Below are 22,706 nucleotides of genomic sequence, written 5' to 3' on the forward strand. Positions count from 1 at the left end.
TAAGGCGCCCGCCGGGCAAGACCCAAGCCGGGTCATTCGTCTTCGAAGTTGTACATGCCGGCGGCGAGGTTCTCGAAGCGCGTGTACTTGCCGATGAAGGCCAGCCGCACGGTGCCGATCGGGCCGTTACGCTGCTTGCCGATGATGATTTCGGCGACGCCCTTGAACTCGGTCTCCGGGTGATACACCTCGTCGCGGTAGACGAACATGATCACGTCGGCGTCCTGCTCGATCGCACCGGATTCGCGCAGGTCGGAGTTCACCGGGCGTTTGTTGGGCCGCTGCTCCAGGGAGCGGTTGAGCTGCGACAGGGCGATCACCGGGCAATTGAATTCCTTCGCCAGGGCCTTCAGCGAGCGGGAAATCTCGGAAATCTCGTTGGTCCGATTGTCGCCGCTGGAGCCGGGGATCTGCATCAGTTGCAGGTAGTCGATCATGATCAGCGCCAGGTCGCCGTGCTCGCGCACCAGGCGACGGGTCCGCGCACGCATTTCCGAGGGGCTGATGCCGGCGGTATCGTCGATGAACAGCTTCTTGTCGTTGAGCAGGTTGATCGCCGAGGTCAGGCGCGGCCAGTCCTCGTCGTCGAGTTTGCCGGAACGCACCTTGGTCTGGTCGATACGACCGAGCGACGAGAGCATACGCATCACGATGGAGTCGGAGGGCATCTCCAGGGAATACACCAGCACGGCCTTGTCGGTGCGCATGACCGCATTCTCGACCAGGTTCATGGCGAAGGTGGTCTTGCCCATCGACGGACGCCCGGCGACGATGATCAGGTCGGCCGGCTGCAGGCCGCTGGTCTTCTCGTCGAGGTCGGTGAAACCGGTGGATACCCCGGTCAGCGCCTCGGTGGTGTTGAACAGGTAGTCGATGCGGTCGATGGTCTTGACCAGGATGTCGCTGATCCCCACCGGCCCGCCGGTCTTCGGTCGCGCCTCGGCGATCTCGAAGATCTTCCGCTCGGCCTCGTCGAGGATCTCGTTGGCGCCGCGCCCTTCCGGGTGGAAGGCGCTGTCGGCGATCTCGTTGCTGATGCCGATCAGTTGGCGCAGGGTGGCGCGCTCGCGGATGATCTGCGCGTAGGCCTTGATGTTGGCGACCGACGGGATGTTCTTCGCCAGTTCGCCGAGATAGGCCAGGCCGCCGACCTGCGCCAGCTGTCCTTCCTTCTCCAACTGCTCGGAGAGGGTCACCACGTCGATCGGCTGGTTGCCTTCGGCGAGCTTGTAGATGGCGCGGAAGATCAGGCGATGGTCATGGCGGTAGAAATCGCCGTCGGACACCGAGTCCGACACCCGCTCCCAGGCGTTGTTGTCCAGCATCAGGCCACCCAGCACGGCCTGCTCGGCCTCGATCGAGTGCGGCGGCACCTTCAGGGCTGTGGTTTCCAGGTCGTATTGCTCGGGGCTGGTGATCTCGTTCATAGACTCGACGCAAGAAAAAGGAACAGCGGAAAAAACAACGGGCACGGTGCCGTTGCCGGTACCGTGCCCGATGTTAGCGGACTGCCGCGGACACGCATATGCCCGCCCAGCCCTACCGATCGGATCGCTTACTCAGCGACGATGATCAGCTTCAGAGTGGTTTCCACGTCGGTGTGCAGGTGCACGGCGACGTCGAACTCACCGGTGTTGCGCAGCGCGCCGTTGGGCAGGCGAACTTCGGCTTTTTCCAGCGGGTAACCGGCAGCGGAAACGGCTTCGGCGATGTCGCGGGTGCCGATCGAACCGAACAGCTTGCCTTCGTCGCCAGCGTGGGCGCCGAGGGTTACCACCAGCTCGGAGAGCTGGGCAGCACGGGCTTCGGCAGCGGCCTTCTTCTCGGCGGCAGCCTTTTCCAGCTCGGCGCGGCGGGCTTCGAACGCAGCGACGTTCTCGGCGGTGGCGACGGTGGCCTTGCCCTGCGGCAGCAGGAAGTTACGGGCGTAGCCGCCCTTGATGTTCACCTTGTCGCCCAGGTTGCCCAGGTTGGCGACTTTTTCCAGCAGGATGACTTCCATTTGAGTCTTACCTCTTAACTTTTAACCTTCACCGTTCGTGGAGCCCTGGCGCCGGGCCAGGCGTCCACGAAAATCAAACAGACTGTCGACAACCGCCAAAAGACAGATCAGGTTCCCCAGCAGCAATACAGCCAGGTACAGGCCCACCAGCCAGCCACCCGCCAGGCGCTTCAGGGCGATCAGGCCATGCCCGAGCGCCACGCCGGCGATGATCAGCGGCACGCTGCACAACGGACCGAGCGCCGCGGCCTGCACTTCCAGCGCCGGGACCACGACGGCCCCAGCAGCAGGATCACGGCAACCGCCGGCGCCAGCCGCAGACTCCGGAATTCGCGGCCGAAGCCACCCGGGTTGTACAGCGAGGCCTGCCAGTACCGCGCCAGCATCAGGCAGAGCAGGCAGGTCACCTGCAGCGAGGACGCCATGACCCCGGTCAGGGTCGGCACCAGCGCCACCTGCAACTTTTCCAGCTCTTCGCCCGACAGCTGGGACTCCCCGCGAAGCTGGGTCAGGACCTTGGAGACTTCCGTCGCCAGGACGCCGATCAGCTCGCTGGAGGTATGCCCCAGCACCAGCGCGAATACCACGCCAACTGCAACACTGCCCAGCAGCACATGGCTCCAGGACATGCTGGCGCGCAGGATCTGCGCCAGCGTCAGGGTTCCGAGCAGGACCAGAAGGATGCTCGGATCGCCCAGGTACCACCAGAACATCGCCGGTAGCACCGCCCAGGCCAGGACGCCGAAGGCGTCGCCGAATCCGCGCCGCAGCAGCACCAGGCTACCGGCGGCGGCACTCAGCCAGAACAACAGTGGAACAACCGCGGAGCCTGCCACGGCGAGCGTGGCCTGCATGCGGCCGCGCATGGTGAACTCAGCCAGTGCGCGCATGCGATCTATCCCTTACCAGCGTCCGACTGCCCGATCTCAACGGCCGTGGCTGTCGGTGTAAGGAAGCAGGGCCAGGTAGCGGGCGCGCTTGATAGCGGTCGCCAGCTGACGCTGGTACTTGGCCTTGGTGCCGGTGATACGGCTCGGAACGATCTTGCCGGTTTCGGAAACGTAGGCCTTCAGGGTGTTGAGATCCTTGTAATCGATCTCTTTCACGCCTTCGGCGGTGAAGCGGCAGAACTTACGACGACGGAAGAAACGTGCCATGTGATTGGCTCCTCAATACTGGTCCGGAATTACTCGTCAGCGTTATCGCTATCGCTGTTGTCGTCGCCATCGGCGCCTTCAGCGTTATCGTTCGGACGCTCACGACGCTCGCGACGCTCGTTGCGGCTTTCTTCAGCCTTGAGCATCTCGGACTGCTCGGTGACAGCTTCGTCGCGACGCATGACCAGGTTACGGATCACGGCGTCGTTGTAACGGAAGTTGTCTTCCAGCTCAGCCAGGGCCTTGGCGCTGCACTCGACGTTCATCAGAACGTAGTGGGCCTTGTGCACGTTGTTGATGGCGTAGGCCAGCTGACGGCGGCCCCAGTCTTCCAGGCGGTGGATCTTGCCGCCGTCTTCTTCGATGGCCTTGGTGTAACGCTCGACCATGCCACCGACTTGTTCGCTCTGGTCCGGGTGAACCAGGAACACGATTTCGTAATGACGCATAAATGCTCCTTACGGGTTGCAGCCTGCCGCGGAACGGTCAGGCAAGGAGTGAATGTTTTCTTGGCTTGCCTGGCGGAGAGGCGAACGAACGCCTGCCCACGCGGCAAGGGGCGACATTCTAGAGAAGGGCAACCGGCGAAGCAAGGAAGATTGGCGAATATTTGTACAGCACCGGGAATGCAGCGGGACCGTCGCGCGACGGCCCCGTCCTCGCTCAATCCAGCGGGGTGCGCTGGCGAAGGATCTCGAACAGGCAGACGCCGGTGGCGACCGAGACATTCAGGCTGCTGACGCTGCCGGCCATCGGCAACCTGGCGAGGAAGTCGCAATGCTCGCGGGTCAGGCGGCGCATGCCCTTGCCTTCCGCGCCCATCACCAGCACGGTCGGTCCCTTGAGGTCGAGCTGGTAGAGGGTCTTGTCCGCCTCGCCGGCGGTGCCGACCACCCACAGGCCGCGCTGCTGGAGCTTTTCCAGGGTGCGCGCAAGGTTGGTCACCGCCACCAGCGGGATCACCTCGGCGGCGCCGCAAGCGACCTTGCGCACGGTGGCGTTGAGGGTCGCCGACTTATCCTTCGGCACGATCACCGCCAGCACTCCCGCCGCATCGGCGGTGCGCAGGCAGGCGCCGAGGTTGTGCGGGTCGGTGACGCCGTCCAGGGCCAGCAACAGCGGCGCGCCTTCGGCCCGCTCGAGCAGTTCCTCGAGCATGTTCTCGCCCCAGACCTGGCTCGGACTGACCTCCGCGACCACCCCCTGGTGGACGCCTTCCGCCCACTCGTCGAGTTCACGCCGGTCGCGCTGCCCTACCGGGATACGGAACCCGGCGGCCAACTCGGTGAGCACCTGGACCCGCGGATCGTGGCGGCCCTCGGCCAGCCACAGCTGCTTGACCCGCTTCGGGTGGTGACGCAACAACGCTTCCACGGCGTGCACGCCGTAGACCTTTTCCCACTGACTCATGACTTGGCCTTACGTTTGCGTGCCCCGGTCGCTGCCGGAGCGCTATCGGCCTTCGGCTTGGAAGGCCCCTTGCGATGCTTGGTCGGTTTCCCCGGCTTGGCGGCAGCAGGCTTGCCGCCCCTGGCCTTGCCCTTGGCGTTCTTGCCGGCCGGGGCGGCCTTGCCCTTCTTCCCACCCTTGTCCTTGCCGCCGCCGTCGCCGACACGCGCCTCGGCGAGCAGAGCCTTCTTCACTTCGCGACTCTTGCGTACGTCGGTGTTGCCGAGCATCTCCGCGGCCTGGGCCAGCAGTTCCGGCGCCACCGGCGGCAGCGCCTGCACCTTGCCGGCCTTGCGTCGCGGCACCACCGCGGCGTCGGGACTGGCCAGCGCAGGCTCCAGGTCGACTTCGGGCACGGAGGCACCCTTGCGCCCCTTCGGCGCCTTGCCGGCATTCGCCGACTTGTCGCCATTACGCTTCTTGCGTCCGATCGGCGCGCTCAGCACGTTCCCGGCCAGCTCGAAATCGATCTTCCGTTCGTCCAGGTCGACCCGCGCCACTACCACTTCCGTGGTGTCGCCGAGACGGAAGCTGCGCCCGGTGCGTTCACCGCTGAGGCGATGGTGCACGGCGTCGAAATGATAGTAGTCGCCGGGCAACGCGGTCACATGCACCAGGCCTTCGACGAAGATATCGGTCAGCTCGACGAACAGGCCGAAACCGGTGACGGCGGTGATTACGCCAGGGAAGGTCTCGCCGACCCGCTCGCGCATGTATTCGCATTTCAGCCAGTTGGTCACGTCGCGGGTCGCCTCGTCGGCACGCCGCTCGGTCATCGAGCACTGCTCGCCCAACTGGTCCAGGCGCAATTCGTCGTACGGATAGATGCGCGCCTTGGGCATGCTTGCCGCACCCGCCCGCTGCACGTGCGGAGTCTCCACCTTGGAGCGGATCACGCTGCGGATCGCGCGGTGCACCAGCAGGTCGGGGTAGCGCCGGATCGGCGAGGTGAAGTGGGTGTAGGCGTCATAGTTGAGGCCGAAGTGGCCATTGTTGTCCGGGCTGTACACCGCCTGGCTGAGCGAACGCAGCATGACCGTCTGGATCAGGCGGAAGTCGGCGCGGTCGCGGATCTTCTCCAGCAATTCCTGGTAGTCGCCCGGGGTCGGCGCGGCCTTGCCGCGACCCAGGCTGAGCCCCAGCTCACCGAGGAACTGGCGCAGGTTGTTGAGTTTCTCCTGGGGCGGGCCGTCGTGCACCCGGTACAGCGACGGAATGCCGTGCTTCTGCAGGAAGCGCGCGGTCGCCACGTTGGCGCAGAGCATGCATTCCTCGATCAGACGGTGCGCATCGTTGCGCTGGGTCGGGCGGATTTCCGAGATCTTCCGGTCGGCGCCGAAGACGATGCGGGTCTCCTGGGTCTCGAAATCGATCGCGCCGCGCACGTGACGACCGGCCAGCAGGGCCTTGTACAGCGCGTAGAGTTGTTGCAGATGCGGCACCACCCCGGGCAACTGCTGGCGCAGGTTCTCGGCCTCGACGCTGTCGGGACGCTCGAGCAACTGGCTGACCTTGGTGTAGGTCAGGCGCGCATGGGAGTGGATCACCGCTTCGTAGAACTGGTAGCCGGTGAGCTTGCCGGCCTTGGACAGGGTCATCTCGCAGACCATGGCCAGGCGGTCGACCAGCGGATTCAGCGAGCAGAGGCCGTTGGACAGCACTTCCGGCAGCATCGGAATCACCCGCTCGGGGAAGTACACCGAGTTGCCGCGCTTGGCCGCTTCCTCGTCCAGCGCCGAGCCGACCTTCACATAATGCGAGACGTCGGCGATCGCCACGAACAGGCGCCAGCCGCCGCCACGCCTGGACTCGGCGTACACGGCGTCGTCGAAGTCGCGGGCGTCCTCGCCATCGATGGTGACGAACGGCACCTGACGCAGGTCGATGCGCTTCTGCTTGTCCTTCTCCGCCACTTCCGGCTTGAGCCTGGCCGCTTCCTTCTCCACCGCGGCCGGCCACACGTGCGGAATGTCGTAGCTGCGCAGGGCGACCTCGATTTCCATGCCCGGCGCCATGTAGTCGCCGAGCACCTCGACGATCTCGCCCTGAGCCTGGCGATGGATGCTCGGCCACTGCTCGATGCGCACCTGGACGAACTGGTTGTGCCTGGCCTTGCCAGTCTTGCCCGGCGGGATCAGGACTTCCTGCTGGATCTTCGGATTGTCCGCGACCACCACGCCGATGCCGCTTTCCTCGAAGTAGCGGCCGACCACGATCTCGTGGGCACGCTCGATCACCTCGACCAGCTGGCCTTCGCGGCGGCCGCGGCGATCGTGGCCGGATACCCGGGCCAGGGCACGGTCGCCGTCGAACACCAGACGCATCTGGGTCGGGCTGAGGAACAGGTCGTCGCTGCCATCGTCGGGGATGAGGAAGCCGAAGCCGTCACGGTGCCCGCTGATGCGGCCGCGGATCAGGTCCAGCTTGTCCACCGGCGCATAGGCACCGCGACGTGTATAGATAAGCTGCCCGTCGCGTTCCATGGCACGCAGGCGTCGACGCAGGGCTTCTTCCGGCTCCTCGCCGGCGAGCCCGAACTCGTCGAGTAGCTGGGAACGGGTCGCCGGGGCGCCTCGCTCGGCCAGATGAGCCAGGATCAGTTCCCGGCTGGGAATGGGGTTTTCGTACTTTTCCGCTTCGCGAGCGGCCTCGGGATCGAGGTTTTGCCAATCGGCCATTAGAGGTAGGTCACCTTTTCTTCTTTAGCGTTCGCTGCCATTGCTCTATTGAAGCGCGAAAACGCTTCGTCGGTCAGCTTCGGCAGCAGAATAATTTTTATCGCATCAGGGGTTTACAAGCACAATGCGTACTCGTATAGTTCGCGCCCACAACGTTGCTGAGACGTTGTAACACGGAAACGATGAGCGATCATCGACTCCAGTGCCCAGGTGGCGGAATTGGTAGACGCACTAGGTTCAGGTCCTAGCGGTGGCAACACCGTGGAAGTTCGAGTCTTCTCCTGGGCACCATATTTCAGACAAAGCCAGACATTAGACTGCCTTTGTTTTAGCAGTTCAGCCACTACCAGGCATTGAAACTGCAGCAAGGTTTGCAACATCCAAGTCGATGAGCGATCATCGCACAATGCTGAAAAGCATGCCCAGGTGGCGGAATTGGTAGACGCACTAGGTTCAGGTCCTAGCGGTGGCAACACCGTGGAAGTTCGAGTCTTCTCCTGGGCACCATCTTCAAGACAAACAGCCGAGCATCGCTCGGCTTTTTGTTGTCCGCGATTTCCCCCTTCGAAGCACACCCCTCCTCCACTCGCCGCTGCGCCGCCCCGGAAATGAAAACGGGCTGCATGCGCAGCCCGTTCCGTCATCGTCCCGCTATCCGCCTCAGGCGAACGGATGGCGCAGGATAATGGTTTCGTTGCGGTCCGGACCGGTGGAGATGATATCGATCGGCGCACCCACCAGCTCTTCCACGCGCTTGATGTAGGCGCGGGCGTTGGCCGGCAACTCTTCCAGGGTCTTCGCTCCCACGGTCGACTCGCTCCAGCCGGGCATTTCCTCGTAGACCGGCTGCAGGCCGATGTAGCTGTCGGCATCGGTCGGCGCTTCCAGCACGTCGCCATCGGCATTCCTGTAGCCGACGCACAGCCGCACCACGTCCAGGCCATCGAGCACGTCGAGCTTGGTCAGGCACAGGCCGGAAATGCTGTTGATCTCGATGGCGCGACGCAGGATCACGGCGTCGAACCAGCCGCAGCGGCGAGCGCGACCGGTGGTGGCGCCGAACTCGTGGCCGCGCTTGGCCAGGTAGGCGCCGACGTCGTCGAACAGCTCGGTCGGGAACGGACCGGAACCGACACGGGTGGTGTAGGCCTTGGTGATTCCCAGCACGTAGTCCAGGTACAGCGGGCCGAAGCCGGAACCGGTGGCGGTGCCGCCGGCGGTGGTGTTGGAGCTGGTCACATAGGGATAGGTGCCGTGGTCGATGTCCAGCAGCGATCCCTGGGCGCCTTCGAACATGATGTCCTTGCCATGCTTGCGCAGGTCGTGCAGGGTCGCGGCGACATCGGCCATCATCGGCTTGAGCAGCTCGGCATATTCCATCGCCTCGTCCAGAGTCTTCTGGAAGTCGATGGCCGGCTCCTTGTAATAGTGCTGAAGGACGAAGTTGTGGTAGTCCAGCAGCTCGCCCAGCTTGGCGGCGAAGCGCTCGCGATGGAACAGGTCGCCGACGCGCAGGCCACGGCGCGCCACCTTGTCCTCGTAGGCCGGGCCGATGCCGCGACCGGTGGTGCCGATCTTGGCTTCGCCGCGGGCCTTCTCGCGCGCCTGGTCGAGAGCGACGTGGTAGGACAGGATCAGCGGGCAGGACGGACTGATGCGCAGGCGTTCGCGCACCGGCACGCCCTTCTCTTCCAGCTTGGTGATTTCGCGCAGCAGCGCATCGGGCGCCAGCACCACGCCATTGCCGATCAGGCACTGCACGCCTTCGCGCAGGATGCCCGATGGAATCAGGTGCAGGACGGTTTTCTCGCCATCGATCACCAGGGTGTGGCCAGCGTTGTGACCACCCTGGTAGCGAACTACGGCAGCCGCCTGCTCGGTGAGCAGGTCGACGATCTTGCCCTTGCCCTCATCACCCCACTGGGTGCCCAGGACTACGACATTCTTACCCATAACACTTGTCCCCATCGTGGAAGTTCGATGCCGGCCGCGGCCGGCGGAAATCTCAGGACGCCAGCGGCGCCACCTGCCAATTGCCATCGCGCAGCGCCAGCTGCCGGTCGCAGCCCGCCTCGCGCGCAGAAGCCGCATCCTGCCCGGGCAGTGCCTGGACGACACGCTGCCCGTCGCGGCGCAGTCGCTGCACCGCCTGCCAGAGGCCGCCCCCTTCGGCCGGCGCCCAGATACCCGACACTGCCTGGTCCAGCCGGGCCTGGCCGAGAGTGACCAGGTTTTTCAAATCGGTGGAAAAACCGGTTGCCGGTCGGGCACGCCCGAAGTCGGCACCGATATCGTCATAGCGACCGCCCTGGGCGATGGACTGGCCAACGCCGGGCACGAAGGCCGCGAACACTACCCCGGTGTGATAGTGATAGCCGCGCAGTTCGCCGAGGTCGAAATACAGCGGCAAGCCCGGGAAGCGTGCGGCCAGCGAGTCGGCGATCTCGATCAGCTCGTTCAGTGCCACCTGCACCTCGGCCGGCGCCGCGGCCAGGCGCACACGCCCCTGCTCGAGCGCGTCGCGCCCACCACACAGTTCGGCCAGCGCGCGCAGCATGTCGCGCAGCTCGCCCGGCAGGCTCGCGGTCAAGGCCTCGACCTCGTCCACCGCCTTGCGCTGCAAGGCGTCGAACAGCTGCTGCTCGACCTCGCCGGAAAGCCCGGCCGCGCGGGCCAGGCCACGGTAGATGCCGACGTGGCCGAGATCCATGTGTACATCCGGCACTTCCGCCATCTCGAGCATGTCCAGCATCAGGCTGATCACCTCGACATCGCTGGCCGGACTGGCGTCGCCGTACAGTTCGGCGCCCAGCTGGATCGGACTGCGCGAGGTGGACAGCGCGCGCGGTTGCGCATGCAGCACGCTGCCGGCATAGCACAGCCGGCTCGGCCCCTCGCGACGCAGGCTGTGCGCGTCCATCCGCGCCACCTGCGGCGTGATGTCGGCGCGGAACCCCATGAGCCGGCCGGACGCCGGGTCGGTCACCTTGAAGGTGCGCAGGTCGAGGTCCTGTCCCGCGCCCGTGAGCAGTGACTCCAGGTATTCGATATGCGGGGTCACGACGAACTCGTAACCCCAGCGGTGGAACAGATCCAGCACCTGACGGCGGGCTGCTTCGATGCGCGCCGCCTCCGGGGGCAGCACCTCTTCGATCCCATCTGGCAGCAGCCAGCGGTCTACCGTTGCCATTTCGCCTCTCCCCTTTCAGCCGGGCGGCACATCATCAGTGAATCCAGTAAAGAAGCAGGGTGCCGAGCAGCATGCTGCCCAGCCCCACGAGACGCAGATGACGGTCGCTCAACCGGCCGATGCCGGAGACCGCCTCGCGCCACTGCCGCGGGCACAGGAACGGCAGGATGCCTTCCAGCACCAGTACCAGACAAAACGCGATGCCGAATTCCTGCCACATGATTCTCGCGGACGCAAAAAAGCCGGGATTTCCCGGCTGGCTCATCATAACACGATTTCTCCGACGGGCGCTGCCGCCCGCCGGAGAACCGCGGATTACTTGTTGGCCTTGTTCAGGTAGCGGAAGAACTCGCTGCTCGGATCGAGCACCAGCACGTCGCGCTTCTCGGCGAAGCTCTCGCGATAGGCCTTCAGGCTCCGGTAGAACGCGTAGAACTCCGGATCCTGGTTGTAGGCCTTGGCGTAGATCGCGGCAGCCTTGGAGTCCCCGTCACCGCGGGTCTCTTCCGACTCGCGATAGGCCTCGGCGACGATCACCCGGCGCTGGCGGTCAGCGTCGGCGCGAATGCCTTCGGCCAGTTCGCGACCCTTGGCACGGTGCTCGCGGGCCTCGCGCTCACGCTCGGTGCTCATCCGCTCGAAGACGCTGCGGTTGACTTCCTTCGGCAGGTCGATGGCCTTGACCCGCACGTCGATCACCTCGATACCCAACTCCTTCTGCGCCATGCGATTCAGCGACGCGGTGATGTCGCCCATCAGCGCATCGCGCTCGCCGGACACCACTTCGTGCAGGGTACGCTTGCCGAACTGGTCGCGCAGGCCCGCCTCCAGGCGCCGCGACAGACGCTCGTCGGCGATCTGCTTGAGACCCGAGGTCGCGGTGTAGAAGCGCTCGGCGTCCGCCACCCGCCACTTGGCATAGGCATCAACCATCACCGCCTTTTTCTCCAGGGTCAGGAAGCGCTGGGTCGGGGCGTCCAGGGTCAGCAGGCGGGCATCGAACTTGCGCACCTGGTTGACGTACGGGATCTTGAAATGCAGGCCCGGCTTGACGTCGGACTCGACCACCCGGCCGAAGCGCAGCATGACCGCGCGCTCGGTCTGCTGGACCACGTAGACGCTGTTCCACAGCACGATGGCGGCGACGACACCGACGATCAGAGCGATCAAAGACTTGTTGCCCATCAGCGGCTCTCCCTCGTACGCGCGTCTTGCTGGCGCAGGTCGTTGACGATCCGCGAACCCAGGTCCGAAGCGCTGGCGCTGCCACCACCGGTGGAGGCGCCGGCACCCGCTGCGGGAGCGGCGTTACGACCATCGATCATCTTGTCCAGCGGCAGGTAGAGCAGGTTGTTCTGCCCCTGCTGGCCGGTCACCAGCACCTTGCTGGTCTGGCTGAAGACTTCCTGCATGGTGTCCAGGTACAGGCGCTCGCGCGTCACTTCCGGCGCCTTGCGGTACTCGACCAGCAGCTTGGAGAAGCGGTCCGCCTCACCCTGGGCGCGGGAGATCACTTCGTCGCGGTAGCCGTTGGCCTCCTCGATGATGCGCTGCGCCTGGCCGCGCGCTTCCGGCACCACGCCGTTGGCATAGGCCTCGGCCTGGTTCTTCTCGCGCTGCTCGTCCTCGCGGGCGCGGATCACGTCGTCGAACGCTTCCTGCACCTCGCGCGGAGCCTGGGCGCTCTGGATGTTCACCTGGGTCACGGTGATACCGGTCTTGTAGGTATCCAGGAAGCGCTGCAGGCGCTCGCGCACCTCGGTCGCCATCTGCTCGCGGCCTTCGGTGAGGATCCGGTCCATGGTGGTGGAGCCGGCGACATGCCGCAGCGCGCTCTCGGTCGCCTGCTGCAGGCTGACCTCGGGCTGGTCGACGTTGAGCACGAAGTCCTGCAGGTTGCTGATCTTGTACTGCACGGTCAGCGGCACCTCGACGATGTTCTCGTCCTCGGTGAGCATCTGCCCCTGCTTGCTGTACGCACGCTCGCGGGTGACGTTCTCCTGGAAGCGCTTGTCGATCGGCGGGAAGTAGAAGTTCAGGCCGGGACCGACCGTCTCGTAGTACTTGCCGAAGCGCAGGATGACCGCCTGCTCCTGCTCGTCCACCACATAGATGGCGTTGTACAGCCAGAGCACGGCGAGGATCGCCAGGCCGATGCCGAACAGGCCCAGGCCACCGCCCTTGCCGCCGGAACCGGAGCCGGAGCCGTTGCCACTGCGTTTTTTTCCACCGAACAGCCCGTTCAGGCTGTCCTGAAGCTTGCGGAAAGCCTCATCCAGGTCGGGCGGCCCCTTGCGGTCACCACCGCCGCCACCACCACCGCGGCGGCCTCCCCACGGGTCTCGATCGTTGTTGTTCGAGTTGTCACCCGGCTCGTTCCAAGCCATAGCGCTCTCCATCTAGTAACGCGAAACGCGCCTGCGGCGCGGCCACCCATGCTACCGAATGCCCTGCCCGCTGCCAAAAGCAGCGATACGGGCTTTATTGCAAAGTGTGTTGCGCAACGAACTCCGCCGGCTGCCAACCTGCGCGGCTCGCCAGGCGATTCAACTCGGCCCGCGGCAGGCGCACCTGCAGCAGGGTACAACCTTCCTCATCGTGTGCCTCGGACTGCACCGCGCCCAGCTCGAACAGCTGGGCGCGCAGGCGCCCGAGCCGCTGGGGCAGGCGCAAGGTACCGACGAACAGGTCCTCGCCGAGCAGCTCGGCGATGGCCTGACGCAGCAGGTCGAGGCCTTCGCCGGTCTGCGCCGACAGCCAGACGCGCACCGGCTTGCCGGCATCGTCGCGCTGGATGTGCGGTTCGACCGAGGGTAGCAGGTCGACCTTGTTATAGACCTCGAGCATCGGCAGTTCGTTGGCGCCGATCTCGCCGAGCACCGCCAGCACCTGCTCGATCTGCGCGTCCCGCTCGGGCTCGTGGGCATCGATCACGTGCAGGAGGAGGTCGGCATTGCTCGATTCCTCCAGCGTAGCGCGGAAGGCCTCCACCAGCTTGTGCGGCAGGTGGCGGATGAAACCCACCGTGTCGGCCAGCACCACCGGCCCGAGGTCGTCCAGCTGCAGGCGACGCAGGGTCGGGTCGAGGGTGGCGAACAACTGGTTGGCGGCGTACACCTCGGACGAGGTGAGCGCATTGAACAGGGTCGACTTGCCGGCGTTGGTATAGCCGACCAGCGATACCGCCGGGATGTCCGCACGCTTGCGCCCACGGCGGGCCTGCTCGCGCTGGCTGCGGACCTTCTCCAGGCGCTGCTTGATCTGGCGGATGCGCACGCGCAACAGGCGCCGGTCGGTTTCCAGCTGGGTTTCACCCGGTCCGCGCAGGCCGATACCGCCCTTCTGCCGTTCGAGGTGGGTCCAGCCGCGGACCAGCCGCGTGCTCATGTGCTCCAGCTGCGCCAGTTCCACCTGCAACTTGCCTTCGTGGGTCCGCGCGCGCTGGGCGAAGATGTCGAGGATCAGCCCGGTCCGGTCGAGCACGCGACACTCGAACGCACGCTCGAGATTGCGCTCCTGGCTGGGCGTCAGGGTGTGGTTGAAAATCACCAGCTCGACGTTCTCGGCCTTGACCAGGTCGTGCAGTTCCTCGACCTTGCCACTGCCGATGAGATACTTGGCGCTCGGCTGGTGGCGGGACACGCTGACGAATGCCACCGTTTCCGCGCCGGCCGAACGCACCAGTTCCTGGAACTCCTGCGGATCTTCGCGCGCCTCGGGGTTCTGCCCTTCCAGATGCACCAGAACAGCCTGTTCCCCACCACCTGGGCGCTCAAAGAACAAAGCGGACTCCCGTCAAGCGTTGCCCGGCTCGGCCGGCTGGTCGCCGCTCGGCAGACGCACCGGACGGCTCGGTACCACGGTGGAGATCGCGTGTTTGTAAACCATCTGGCTGACGGTGTTCTTCAGCAGGATGACAAACTGGTCGAACGACTCGATCTGGCCCTGCAGCTTGATGCCGTTGACCAGATAGATGGAAACCGGAACGCGTTCTTTCCGCAGGGTATTGAGGTAAGGGTCTTGTAGCGAATGCCCTTTTGACATGTGCCGCACTCCTTTAAGGATCGTAGTTTGAGTAGTCGAATAGGGTGACTTGGCGCCGTCCAAACCTCCGGACTCGCTCCGGAAACAGACGGACAAATTAAGGTCTCAGGCCAATATGGAGACCGTTTTCAGGTATTTCAAGGCACGCGGCAGATTGTCACCTGCTAGGCTGTCCATCCAGTGTAGATGGCTCCAGCCTCGCAGCCAGGTGAACTGGCGCTTGGCCAACTGGCGGGTTGCGATGATGCCGCGCTCGGTCATTTCAGCGTAGGACAGCTTGCCGTCCAGGTAATCCCACACCTGACGGTAACCCACGGCTCTAATAGACGGTAATCCTGCATGCAAGTCACTTCTGGCATGCAGTGCTTCGACCTCGGCGATGAAACCCTGTTCCAGCATCTGGCGAAAACGCTGCGCAATCCGCGCGTGCAACACCTGGCGCTGCTCGGGAGCAATCGCCAGCTGGGCGACAGTATACGGCAATTGATTCCTGCCTGACGCGTCAAAATCCGCCTTTTCAGCGCTTTGCCGGCGACGCAGTTCGCTCATCGACACGCCGCCGACGCGATAGACCTCCAGCGCCCGCATCAGCCGTTGCGGATCGCTGGGATGGATTCGCGCGGCCGACTCCGGGTCGACCTCGGCGAGTTGCCGATGCAGCGCCTCCCAGCCTTCGGCCCGCGCCTCGGCCTCGAGCGCGGCGCGCACCTCGGGATCGGCACCGGGCATGTCGGCCAGGCCTTCGAGCAACGCCTTGTAATAGAGCATGGTGCCCCCCACCAGCAGGGGAATCCTGCCGCGCGCGGTGGCCTCGGCCATCGCCGCCAGGGCGTCGGCGCGGAATTCGGCGGCCGAATAGCTCTCGGACGGGTCGCGGATATCGATCAGGCGGTGCGGATAGCGCGCCAGCAACTCCCGGGAAGGCTTGGCCGTACCGATATCCATGCCGCGGTAGATCAGCGCCGAGTCGACGCTGATCAGCTCGCAGGGCAGCGCATCGGCCAACGCCATCGCCAGGTCGGTCTTGCCGGCGGCGGTCGGCCCCATGAGGAAGATGGCGGGAGGCAGGGAAGGCATCGGAAAGCTCTTGGACAAAGCGCATAGCTTCGGGCTTTGCGCCCGAAGCCGCAAGCTCAGCGGCCGCGCAGAAAGAGCTTGTCCAGTTCGTCCAGGCCCAGCTGGGTCCAGGTCGGACGCCCATGGTTGCACTGGCCGCTGCGCTCGGTGATCTCCATGTCGCGCAGCAGGGCGTTCATTTCCGGCAACGTCAGGCGTCGATTGGCACGGACCGCTCCGTGGCAGGCCATGGTCCCGAGCAGTTCGTTCAGATGCGCCTGGATACGGTCGCTGGTGCCGTACTCCAGCAGGTCGGCGATGACGTCGCGTACCAGTTGGGTCGCCTCCGCCTGCTTGAGCAGCGCCGGGATCTGTCGGATCGCCAGGGTTTCCGGGCCCAATCGCTGCAACTCGAAGCCCAGACGCTGGAACCAGCCGGAGTGCTCCTCGGCGCAATCCGCCTCGCGCTCGCTGACCGCGATCGACTCCGGCACCAGCAGCGGTTGACCACGCAAGCCTTCGCTGGCCATCGCCACCTTGAGGCGCTCGTAGGTGATCCGCTCGTGGGCCGCGTGCATGTCCACCAGCACCAGGCCGTGGGCGTTCTCGGCGAGGATGTAGATGCCCTTGAGTTGCGCCAGGGCGTAACCCAGCGGGGGGATGTCCTGGGCGCTTTCGGGCAGCGCGGCCGGCGCCTCGCCGGCGGGCAGCGGCGCGAAGTAGGCCTTGTAGGCGCCGCCGGCCTCGGCCAGCGAGGGCGGCGCCTCCGGCCGGGTGTAGGCGGAATAGCCGGAGGAAGCGCCGGACGAGGATGCACCGCCGCTCCAACCCACCCGCGCCGCCGGGCTCTCCAGCACACTTTCGGCCAGGCGCATCTCGCCCTGCGGGCCGAATTCGCCGGCGGCGGCACCGGTCGGACGCGGCTCGATCAGGCTGGTCGCCCCCGGCGGCGCGAGCTGGTCGTCGGGGCGAACCTCGCCCAGCGCGCGATGCAGGGTGCCATAGAGGAAGTCATGGACCATCCGGCTGTCGCGGAAGCGCACTTCGTGCTTGGTCGGATGCACGTTGACGTCGACCACCGCCGGATCGACCTCGAAGAACAGCACGAAGGTCGGGTGCCGGCCGTTGTACAGCACGTCGCGATAGGCCTGGCGCACCGCGTGGGCGACCAGCTTGTCGCGCACCATGCGCCCGTTCACATAGAAATACTGCAGATCCGGTTGGCTGCGGGAGAAGGTCGGCAAGCCGACCCAGCCCCACAGGTGCAGGCCATTGCGCTCGACCTCGATCGGCAACGCCTGCTCGAGGAACGCCTGGCCGCACACCGCGCCGACCCGGCGCGCGCGCGCCAGCTCGTCGCGCGCCTCGTGCAGGGCGAAGATGGTCTTGCCGTTGTGGCGCAGGTGGAAGGCCACGTCGAAACGGGCCAGCGCCAGGCGCTTGATGACTTCCTGCAGATGGTCGAACTCGGTCTTCTCCGCACGCAGGAACTTGCGCCGCGCCGGGGTGTTGAAGAACAGGTCGCGAACCTCGACGCTGGTTCCCACCGGGTGCGCCGCCGGCTGCACTCGCGGCTGCATGTCGCGGCCCTCGGTCTCCACCTGCCAGGCTTCGCCGGCGTCGGCGGTGCGCGAGGTCATGGTCAGGCGCGCCACCGAGCTGATCGAGGCCAGCGCCTCGCCGCGGAAGCCGAGGCTCATCACCCGCTCCAGGTCTTCCAGCTCGCGGATCTTGCTGGTGGCGTGGCGAGCCAGGGCCAGCGGCAGGTCATCGGCGGGGATGCCGCGACCGTCGTCGCGCACCCGCAGCAGCTTGACGCCACCCTGCTCGACTTCCACGTCGATACGCCGGGCGCCGGCATCGAGGCTGTTCTCCAGCAGTTCCTTGGCCACCGAGGCGGGACGCTCGACCACCTCACCGGCGGCGATCTGGTTCGCCAGCCGCGGACTGAGCAGCTGGATACGCGGCGCTTCGCTCATCACTGGGCCGCCAGGGCGGTGCTCGGGATGGACAGGGCCTGGCCGACTTTCAGGTTGTCGCTGGACAGGCTGTTGCTGCTGCGCAGCGCGGCCATGCTCACTTCATAGCGCTGGGCGATCATCGCCAGGGTCTCTCCGGGCCGCACCACGTGCTCGCGCGGCCCCATCGACAACTTGCCCTGGGCGCGCAACGAGGCGATGTAGGTGCCGGGCGGCGGGCTCTGCTGGAAGTACTGGCGGATGCCGCTGGTGATCGAACGCGCCAGGGCCTGCTGGTGACTGGCGCTGGCCAGCTTGCGCGACTCGTTGACGTTCGAGATGAAGCCGGTTTCCACCAGGATCGAGGGAATGTCCGGCGATTTCAGCACCATGAATCCGGCCTGCTCCACCCGGCGCTTGTGCAGCGAGGTGATGCGTCCGACATTGGTCAGCACCTTGTGCCCGACATCCAGGCTCGACGACAGGGTCGCGGTCATCGACAGGTCGAGCAGCACGCCGGCGAGCATCTGGTCCTTGTCGCCGAGGCTGACGCTGCCGTCGCCGCCGATCAGGTCGGAACGGTTTTCGCTGTCGGCCAGCCAGCGCGCGGTTTCCGAGGTGGCGCCGCGGTCGGACAGGGCGAACACCGAGGCGCCGAAGGCGCTGCGGCTCGGCGCGGCGTCGGCATGGATCGAGACGAACAGGTCGGCGCCCTTCTTGCGGGCGATCTCGGTGCGCTTGCGCAGCGGGATGAAGTAGTCGCCGGTGCGGGTCAGTTCGGCACGGTAGCCGCGCACCTGGTTGATCTGCCGCTGCAACTCGCGGGCGATCGACAGGGTGATGTTCTTCTCGTGCAGGCCGCCCGGGCCGAGGGCGCCGGGGTCCTCGCCGCCGTGCCCGGCGTCGATGGCGATGACGATGTCGCGGGTGCCACCCTTGGTCGGCAGCGGCAGCTTGGCCACCGGTTGGGTCGGTGTCACCGGGGTGACCGGCACGCTCGGGGTCGGTGTCGCCGGCACGTCCGGGGTCAGGTCGGCGCCCTGGTCATAGAGATCGACCACCAGGCGGTTGCCATACTGCTGGTTGGGTGGCAGGACGAAGCTCTTCGGGGTGACCTGGGCGGACAGGTCGAGGACCATGCGCAGGTCGTTCGGCGTGCGCTGGGCCGAGCGCACCGCGGTGATCGGGGTGTTGCCGAGCTTGAGGCCGTTGAGCTGGGTCGCCAGTTGGGCGCCGCTGACGTCGATGACGATACGGTTGGGCGCGGCCAGGGTGAACAGGCTGTGCTGCACCGGGCCGGAGAGATCGAAGACCAGACGGGTGTTGTCCGGAGCGCGCCAGATCCGCACGCTCTTGATTTGCGCGGCGGCCAGAACCTCGCCGACCTGACAGGCCAGCAGAATCATCACCCCAGTCAACAACGTCCGCAGACGCAAGCCCCAACCCATCGTTTTTCTCATGCTCCCATGGTCAGGGTGGCACACCAGGCTTCGCCCCGCGCACCATGCGGTACCAGGCGCAGTGTCCGTCCACCCGCTTGGGCAGTAATGGTAATGTCCAGATCGGCGGTTGGCAAAACGCCCGCGCCGCGCTCGGGCCACTCGATCAGGCAGAGCGCGCTGCCGTCGAAATAGTCGCGGATGCCGAAGAACTCCAGTTCCTCCGGATCGGCGAGCCGGTACAGGTCGAAATGGTAGGCGCGCAGCTCGCCGATTTCGTAGGGCTCGACCAGGGTGAAGGTCGGGCTTTTCACCGAGCCGGCATGGCCGAGGCCGCGCAGGATGCCGCGCGAGAGGGTGGTCTTGCCGGCGCCGAGGTCGCCGTGCAGGTAGATGACCCCCTGCCCGCCGCTGGCCCGGGCGATGCGCCCGCCCAGTTCGACCATCGCGTCTTCCCCTTCGGCGGACAGGATCACTTCAGACACGGACTGCACTCCTCGAGCAACTGACGAACGGTAGGTACGAGATCGGTCGCCACCAGCCCGCGACCCTGGGCGCCCAGCCGCTCACCGGCGGCTGCGTGCAGCCAGACCGCCAGGCAGGCCGCGTCGAACGCCACCATGCCCTGGGCCAGCAAGGCACCGATGACACCCGACAGTATGTCGCCCAGGCCGGCTCCGGCCATCGCCGGGTGCCCCCGGGAACAGACGGCGAGGCGACCGTCGGGCGAGGCGACCAGGCTGCCGGCGCCCTTGAGTACCACCACCGCCTGATAGCGACGCGCCAATTCCAGCGCCGCAGCCGGGCGATCCGCCTGCACCTGCGCGGTCGTGCGGCGCAACAGGCGCGCGGCCTCGCCGGGATGCGGCGTCAGGATCCACGCCTGCGGCCCTGCTCCGACCGGTTCCAGGGCCAACAGGTTCAACGCGTCGGCATCCCAGACCTGCGGCAATGGCCGCCCCCGGGCGGCGCTCAGCAGGCTGCGCCCCCAGGCCCTCTGGCCGAGCCCGGGACCGAGCACCAGCACGCTGGCGCGTTCGGCGAGAGCCAGCAACTGGTTCGCCGAAGCCACGCCATGGGCCATGACCTCGGGGCAACGGCCCAGCAGCGCCGGTACGTGTTCGACGCGGGTCGCCGCCGAGACCAGGCCGGCGCCGCAGCGCAGGGCGCTTTCCGCGGCCAGCAGCACCGCTCCGCCCATCCCGGCGTCGCCGCCGGCCACCAGCAGATGGCCGAAGAGCCCCTTGTGGGCGGTCCGCGGCCGTGCCGCCAACCTTGGCAGGTCGCGGTGCGCCAGGCGCCGCGCCAGGGGCGGGAGCGGCGCGACCGCGGCGGCGTCGCCGCCCAGGTCGTCGAATACCAGTTCACCGACCCGTTCCGGCGCCTCGCCGGTGAACAGCCCGAGCTTCAGCCCGACGAAAGTCACCGTCAGGTCCGCCCGGATCGCCTCCCCCAATACCGCGCCGGTGTCGGCGCTCAGGCCGGAAGGGATGTCCACCGCCAGGACCGGCAGGCCGGCGGCGTTGGCCAGGCGGATCGCCTGGGCGAAAGGTTCGCGGACCGCGCCGGCCAGGCCGGTGCCGAGCATGGCGTCGACCAGCACGCCCTCGAGTTCGGCGCATTCGCTCCACGGTTGCACCGCGACGCCGGCATCCAGGGCCGTGGCATGGGCCTGCGCGGCATCGCCGGAGAGACGATCCGCCGCCGCGACCGCCAGCACCCGCACGCGCCAGCCGGCGCGCTGCGCCAGCGCCGCGACCAGGTAGCCGTCGCCGGCATTGTTGCCATGCCCGGCGAGCACGGTCAGCGCCCCGGCCTCCGGCCAGCGCCGGCGCAATGCGCGCCAGGCGGCATGGGCCGCGCGCTGCATGAGTTCGAAGCCCGGTGTCCCGGCGGCGATCAGGCGCGCATCGAGGTCGCGCACCTGGGCGGCGGAATAGAGGGCGAGTGGCAGGTCGTCGTGCTGGAAGGTCATGGTCATCGGATCGATTCGGCGTCGGACGCGCAGTCTGGCAGAATTATACCTGTACCCATTCGCTTTCCCTCGTCTTCATCGAATCGCCATGACTCCCCAGCCGCTGGCCGACCGCCTTTCCCCGCCGGACCCGCTCCGCCTCGCCCAGTCCATCAAGGACTGGGGCCGCGAGCTGGGCTTCCAGCAGGTCGGCATCGGCGATGTCGACCTGGGCGAGCACGAAGGGCACCTGCAGCGCTGGCTGGAAGCGGGCTACCACGGCGAAATGGACTACATGGCGGCGCACGGCAGCAAGCGCTCGCGTCCGGCCGAGCTGGTCCCCGGCACCCTGCGGGTGATTTCCCTGCGCATGGACTACCTGCCCGGCGACACACGCATGGCGCAGGTCCTGGCGGCCCCGGAAAAAGCCTACGTATCGCGCTACGCACTTGGCCGCGACTACCACAAGCTGATCCGCAAGCGCCTGCAGCAACTGGCCGAGCGCATCCAGGGCGAGATCGGCCCGTTCGGTTTCCGCGCCTTCGTCGACAGCGCGCCGGTGCTGGAAAAGGCCATCGCCGAGCAGGCCGGACTCGGTTGGATCGGCAAGAACACCCTGGTGCTCAACCGCAAGGCCGGTAGCTACTTCTTCCTCGGCGAGCTGTTCGTCGACGTGCCGCTACCGGTCGATCCGGCGATGGCCAGCGAACACTGCGGGCGCTGCTCCGCGTGCCTGGACATCTGCCCGACCGCCGCCTTCGTCGGCCCCTACCGGCTGGACGCGCGGCGCTGCATCTCCTACCTCACCATCGAGTACAAGGGTGCGATCCCGCTGGAGCTGCGGCCGCTGATCGGCAACCGGGTATTCGGCTGCGACGACTGCCAGATCGTCTGCCCGTGGAACCGCTTCGCCCGTCCCACCGGGCAGGGCGACTTCCAGCCGCGCCACAGCCTGGACAATGCCGGTCTTGCCGAACTGTTCCTCTGGAGCGAAGAGGAGTTCCTCGGCCGCACCGAGGGTTCTCCGCTGCGCCGCGCCGGCTACGAGCGCTGGCTGCGCAACCTGGCGGTGGGGCTGGGCAACGCGCCCTCGACCATCCCGGTGCTGGAAGCGCTGAAGGCGCGCCGCGAGCATCCTTCGGAACTGGTCCGCGAGCACGTGGAATGGGCGCTGAGGCGCCACGGGGAAACCTAGCCCGGCCGGCGCCTGCCGCCCGGACAGGGCGGATCAGAGCTTGATGAAGTGGTCGCGGTAGTGGCGCAGTTCGGCGATCGACTCGCGGATATCGTCCAGCGCCAGGTGGGTGTTGCCCTTCTTGAAGCTTTCGCGGACCTGCGGCGCCCAGCGCGCGGCCAGTTCCTTGAGGGTCGAGACGTCGAGGTTGCGGTAGTGGAAATAGCCTTCCAGCCTGGGCATGTGCCTATAGAGGAAGCGGCGGTCCTGGCAGATGCTGTTGCCGCAGATCGGCGAACTGCGCTTGGGCACCCACTGCTCGAGGAAGGCCAGGGTCTGCGCCTCGGCCTCGGCCATGCTCACGGTGCTTTCCCGGACCCGCTGGGTGAGCCCGGACTGGCCGTGCTGGCGGGTATTCCACTCGTCCATGCCGGCGAGGACTTCCTCCGGCTGGTGGATGGCGATCACCGGGCCTTCGGCCAGGGTGTTGAGGTCACTGTCGGTGACGATGGTGGCCATCTCGATGATGACGTCCCGGTCCGGATCGAGGCCGGTCATCTCCAGGTCGATCCAGATAAGGTTCTGCGGGTTCTGCATGGGGGAGT

20 protein-coding genes, 2 tRNA genes and 1 pseudogene are annotated in these 22,706 nt (G+C 66.4%); 3 read left to right on the plus strand and 20 right to left on the minus strand.

Going from position 1 to position 22,706, the window contains the following annotated elements:
• Positions 1-32: 32 nt before the first annotated feature.
• From dnaB to rnr, 7 genes and pseudogenes are all read right to left on the minus strand, one after another.
• The gene (gene dnaB, locus B7D75_RS25625; RefSeq protein WP_034081307.1) at positions 33-1,427 is read right to left on the minus strand and encodes a replicative DNA helicase; all 1,395 of its coding nucleotides are present in this window, start codon (positions 1,425-1,427) and stop codon (positions 33-35) included.
• Between the two features lie 128 nt (positions 1,428-1,555).
• On the minus strand, positions 1,556-2,002 hold the full coding sequence (gene rplI / locus B7D75_RS25630) for a 50S ribosomal protein L9 (RefSeq protein WP_003095627.1): 447 nt from the start codon (positions 2,000-2,002) through the stop codon (positions 1,556-1,558).
• Positions 2,003-2,023: 21 nt separating this feature from the next.
• Positions 2,024-2,892 (minus strand): annotated as a pseudogene (locus B7D75_RS25635) (hypothetical protein).
• 36 nt (positions 2,893-2,928) lie between these two features.
• Complete coding sequence (gene rpsR, locus B7D75_RS25640; RefSeq protein ID WP_003095634.1) at positions 2,929-3,159, minus strand: 30S ribosomal protein S18; 231 nt, start codon at positions 3,157-3,159, stop codon at positions 2,929-2,931.
• A 29-nt stretch (positions 3,160-3,188) separates the two neighbouring features.
• Positions 3,189-3,608: a 30S ribosomal protein S6 gene (rpsF, locus tag B7D75_RS25645; protein WP_003095636.1), complete on the minus strand. Its 420-nt coding sequence runs from the start codon at positions 3,606-3,608 to the stop codon at positions 3,189-3,191.
• Positions 3,609-3,822: 214 nt separating this feature from the next.
• Positions 3,823-4,569 (minus strand): 23S rRNA (guanosine(2251)-2'-O)-methyltransferase RlmB, encoded by a 747-nt coding sequence (gene rlmB / locus B7D75_RS25650; RefSeq protein ID WP_003156454.1) that lies wholly within the window; start codon positions 4,567-4,569, stop codon positions 3,823-3,825.
• Positions 4,566-7,286 carry a ribonuclease R gene (gene rnr / locus B7D75_RS25655; RefSeq protein ID WP_043098604.1) on the minus strand — a complete coding sequence of 907 codons (2,721 nt, stop codon included), beginning with the start codon at positions 7,284-7,286 and terminating at the stop codon, positions 4,566-4,568. Before rnr ends, rlmB begins: the two co-directional genes overlap by 4 nt.
• 204 nt (positions 7,287-7,490) lie before the next feature.
• Here rnr and B7D75_RS25660 point away from each other — a divergent pair.
• Positions 7,491-7,577: transfer RNA gene (locus tag B7D75_RS25660), tRNA-Leu, on the plus strand.
• A gap of 129 nt (positions 7,578-7,706) precedes the next feature.
• Positions 7,707-7,793 (plus strand) — tRNA-Leu (locus B7D75_RS25665).
• Positions 7,794-7,946: 153 nt separating this feature from the next.
• On the opposite strand, the gene B7D75_RS25670 is transcribed toward B7D75_RS25665, so the two are convergent.
• The 12 genes from B7D75_RS25670 to B7D75_RS25725 all read right to left on the minus strand — a co-directional run bounded on the left by B7D75_RS25670 (position 7,947) and on the right by B7D75_RS25725 (position 20,954).
• Entirely contained in the window at positions 7,947-9,239 is a 1,293-nt protein-coding gene (locus B7D75_RS25670) for an adenylosuccinate synthase (protein ID WP_012077630.1), read from the minus strand.
• Positions 9,240-9,291: 52 nt separating this feature from the next.
• Positions 9,292-10,476, minus strand: a complete 1,185-nt coding sequence (locus tag B7D75_RS25675; protein ID WP_107114553.1) for an ATP phosphoribosyltransferase regulatory subunit — start codon at positions 10,474-10,476, stop codon at positions 9,292-9,294.
• A gap of 34 nt (positions 10,477-10,510) precedes the next feature.
• Entirely contained in the window at positions 10,511-10,696 is a 186-nt protein-coding gene (locus B7D75_RS25680) for a DUF2065 domain-containing protein (protein WP_003156457.1), read from the minus strand.
• Positions 10,697-10,791: 95 nt separating this feature from the next.
• Complete coding sequence (gene hflC, locus B7D75_RS25685; protein WP_012077632.1) at positions 10,792-11,661, minus strand: protease modulator HflC; 870 nt, start codon at positions 11,659-11,661, stop codon at positions 10,792-10,794.
• Positions 11,661-12,863: an FtsH protease activity modulator HflK gene (hflK, locus tag B7D75_RS25690; RefSeq protein ID WP_003156459.1), complete on the minus strand. Its 1,203-nt coding sequence runs from the start codon at positions 12,861-12,863 to the stop codon at positions 11,661-11,663. Before hflK ends, hflC begins: the two co-directional genes overlap by 1 nt.
• A gap of 94 nt (positions 12,864-12,957) precedes the next feature.
• Positions 12,958-14,259 (minus strand): ribosome rescue GTPase HflX, encoded by a 1,302-nt coding sequence (gene hflX, locus B7D75_RS25695; protein WP_012077634.1) that lies wholly within the window; start codon positions 14,257-14,259, stop codon positions 12,958-12,960.
• 12 nt (positions 14,260-14,271) lie between these two features.
• Positions 14,272-14,520 carry an RNA chaperone Hfq gene (hfq, locus tag B7D75_RS25700; RefSeq protein WP_003095657.1) on the minus strand — a complete coding sequence of 83 codons (249 nt, stop codon included), beginning with the start codon at positions 14,518-14,520 and terminating at the stop codon, positions 14,272-14,274.
• Between the two features lie 105 nt (positions 14,521-14,625).
• Positions 14,626-15,597, minus strand: a complete 972-nt coding sequence (miaA, locus tag B7D75_RS25705) for a tRNA (adenosine(37)-N6)-dimethylallyltransferase MiaA (protein WP_107114554.1) — start codon at positions 15,595-15,597, stop codon at positions 14,626-14,628.
• Positions 15,598-15,653: 56 nt separating this feature from the next.
• The gene (gene mutL / locus B7D75_RS25710) at positions 15,654-17,555 is read right to left on the minus strand and encodes a DNA mismatch repair endonuclease MutL (protein WP_107114555.1); all 1,902 of its coding nucleotides are present in this window, start codon (positions 17,553-17,555) and stop codon (positions 15,654-15,656) included.
• Positions 17,555-18,982 (minus strand): N-acetylmuramoyl-L-alanine amidase AmiB, encoded by a 1,428-nt coding sequence (gene amiB, locus B7D75_RS25715; RefSeq protein WP_003123571.1) that lies wholly within the window; start codon positions 18,980-18,982, stop codon positions 17,555-17,557. The genes mutL and amiB overlap by 1 nt, the downstream gene beginning before the upstream one ends.
• 8 nt (positions 18,983-18,990) lie before the next feature.
• The gene (gene tsaE / locus B7D75_RS25720) at positions 18,991-19,458 is read right to left on the minus strand and encodes a tRNA (adenosine(37)-N6)-threonylcarbamoyltransferase complex ATPase subunit type 1 TsaE (protein WP_012077638.1); all 468 of its coding nucleotides are present in this window, start codon (positions 19,456-19,458) and stop codon (positions 18,991-18,993) included.
• Positions 19,446-20,954 carry an NAD(P)H-hydrate dehydratase gene (locus B7D75_RS25725; RefSeq protein ID WP_107114556.1) on the minus strand — a complete coding sequence of 503 codons (1,509 nt, stop codon included), beginning with the start codon at positions 20,952-20,954 and terminating at the stop codon, positions 19,446-19,448. The genes tsaE and B7D75_RS25725 overlap by 13 nt, the downstream gene beginning before the upstream one ends.
• 82 nt (positions 20,955-21,036) lie before the next feature.
• On the opposite strand from B7D75_RS25725, the gene queG reads away from it, so the two are divergent.
• Complete coding sequence (gene queG / locus B7D75_RS25730) at positions 21,037-22,122, plus strand: tRNA epoxyqueuosine(34) reductase QueG (RefSeq protein WP_012077640.1); 1,086 nt, start codon at positions 21,037-21,039, stop codon at positions 22,120-22,122.
• A 33-nt stretch (positions 22,123-22,155) separates the two neighbouring features.
• On the opposite strand, the gene orn is transcribed toward queG, so the two are convergent.
• Positions 22,156-22,698 (minus strand): oligoribonuclease, encoded by a 543-nt coding sequence (gene orn / locus B7D75_RS25735; protein WP_003157127.1) that lies wholly within the window; start codon positions 22,696-22,698, stop codon positions 22,156-22,158.
• Positions 22,699-22,706: the final 8 nt, after the last annotated feature.

Source organism: Pseudomonas paraeruginosa, assembly GCF_003025345.2.
GTDB classification, from domain to species: domain Bacteria; phylum Pseudomonadota; class Gammaproteobacteria; order Pseudomonadales; family Pseudomonadaceae; genus Pseudomonas; species Pseudomonas paraeruginosa.

Coding starts and splice junctions, on each gene's coding strand:
- rpsF (WP_003095636.1), bottom strand. CDS start 3,608: ATGCGTCATTACGAAATCGTGTTCCTGGTTCACCCGGACCAGAGCGAA.
- B7D75_RS25680 (WP_003156457.1), bottom strand. CDS start 10,696: ATGTGGCAGGAATTCGGCATCGCGTTTTGTCTGGTACTGGTGCTGGAA.
- miaA (WP_107114554.1), bottom strand. CDS start 15,597: ATGCCTTCCCTGCCTCCCGCCATCTTCCTCATGGGGCCGACCGCCGCC.
- B7D75_RS25675 (WP_107114553.1), bottom strand. CDS start 10,476: ATGGCAACGGTAGACCGCTGGCTGCTGCCAGATGGGATCGAAGAGGTG.
- hflC (WP_012077632.1), bottom strand. CDS start 11,661: ATGGGCAACAAGTCTTTGATCGCTCTGATCGTCGGTGTCGTCGCCGCC.
- B7D75_RS25670 (WP_012077630.1), bottom strand. CDS start 9,239: ATGGGTAAGAATGTCGTAGTCCTGGGCACCCAGTGGGGTGATGAGGGC.
- hflK (WP_003156459.1), bottom strand. CDS start 12,863: ATGGCTTGGAACGAGCCGGGTGACAACTCGAACAACAACGATCGAGAC.
- orn (WP_003157127.1), bottom strand. CDS start 22,698: ATGCAGAACCCGCAGAACCTTATCTGGATCGACCTGGAGATGACCGGC.
- queG (WP_012077640.1), top strand. CDS start 21,037: ATGACTCCCCAGCCGCTGGCCGACCGCCTTTCCCCGCCGGACCCGCTC.
- rlmB (WP_003156454.1), bottom strand. CDS start 4,569: ATGAGTCAGTGGGAAAAGGTCTACGGCGTGCACGCCGTGGAAGCGTTG.
- mutL (WP_107114555.1), bottom strand. CDS start 17,555: ATGAGCGAAGCGCCGCGTATCCAGCTGCTCAGTCCGCGGCTGGCGAAC.
- amiB (WP_003123571.1), bottom strand. CDS start 18,982: ATGGGTTGGGGCTTGCGTCTGCGGACGTTGTTGACTGGGGTGATGATT.
- dnaB (WP_034081307.1), bottom strand. CDS start 1,427: ATGAACGAGATCACCAGCCCCGAGCAATACGACCTGGAAACCACAGCC.
- rplI (WP_003095627.1), bottom strand. CDS start 2,002: ATGGAAGTCATCCTGCTGGAAAAAGTCGCCAACCTGGGCAACCTGGGC.
- B7D75_RS25725 (WP_107114556.1), bottom strand. CDS start 20,954: ATGACCATGACCTTCCAGCACGACGACCTGCCACTCGCCCTCTATTCC.
- rpsR (WP_003095634.1), bottom strand. CDS start 3,159: ATGGCACGTTTCTTCCGTCGTCGTAAGTTCTGCCGCTTCACCGCCGAA.
- hfq (WP_003095657.1), bottom strand. CDS start 14,520: ATGTCAAAAGGGCATTCGCTACAAGACCCTTACCTCAATACCCTGCGG.
- rnr (WP_043098604.1), bottom strand. CDS start 7,286: ATGGCCGATTGGCAAAACCTCGATCCCGAGGCCGCTCGCGAAGCGGAA.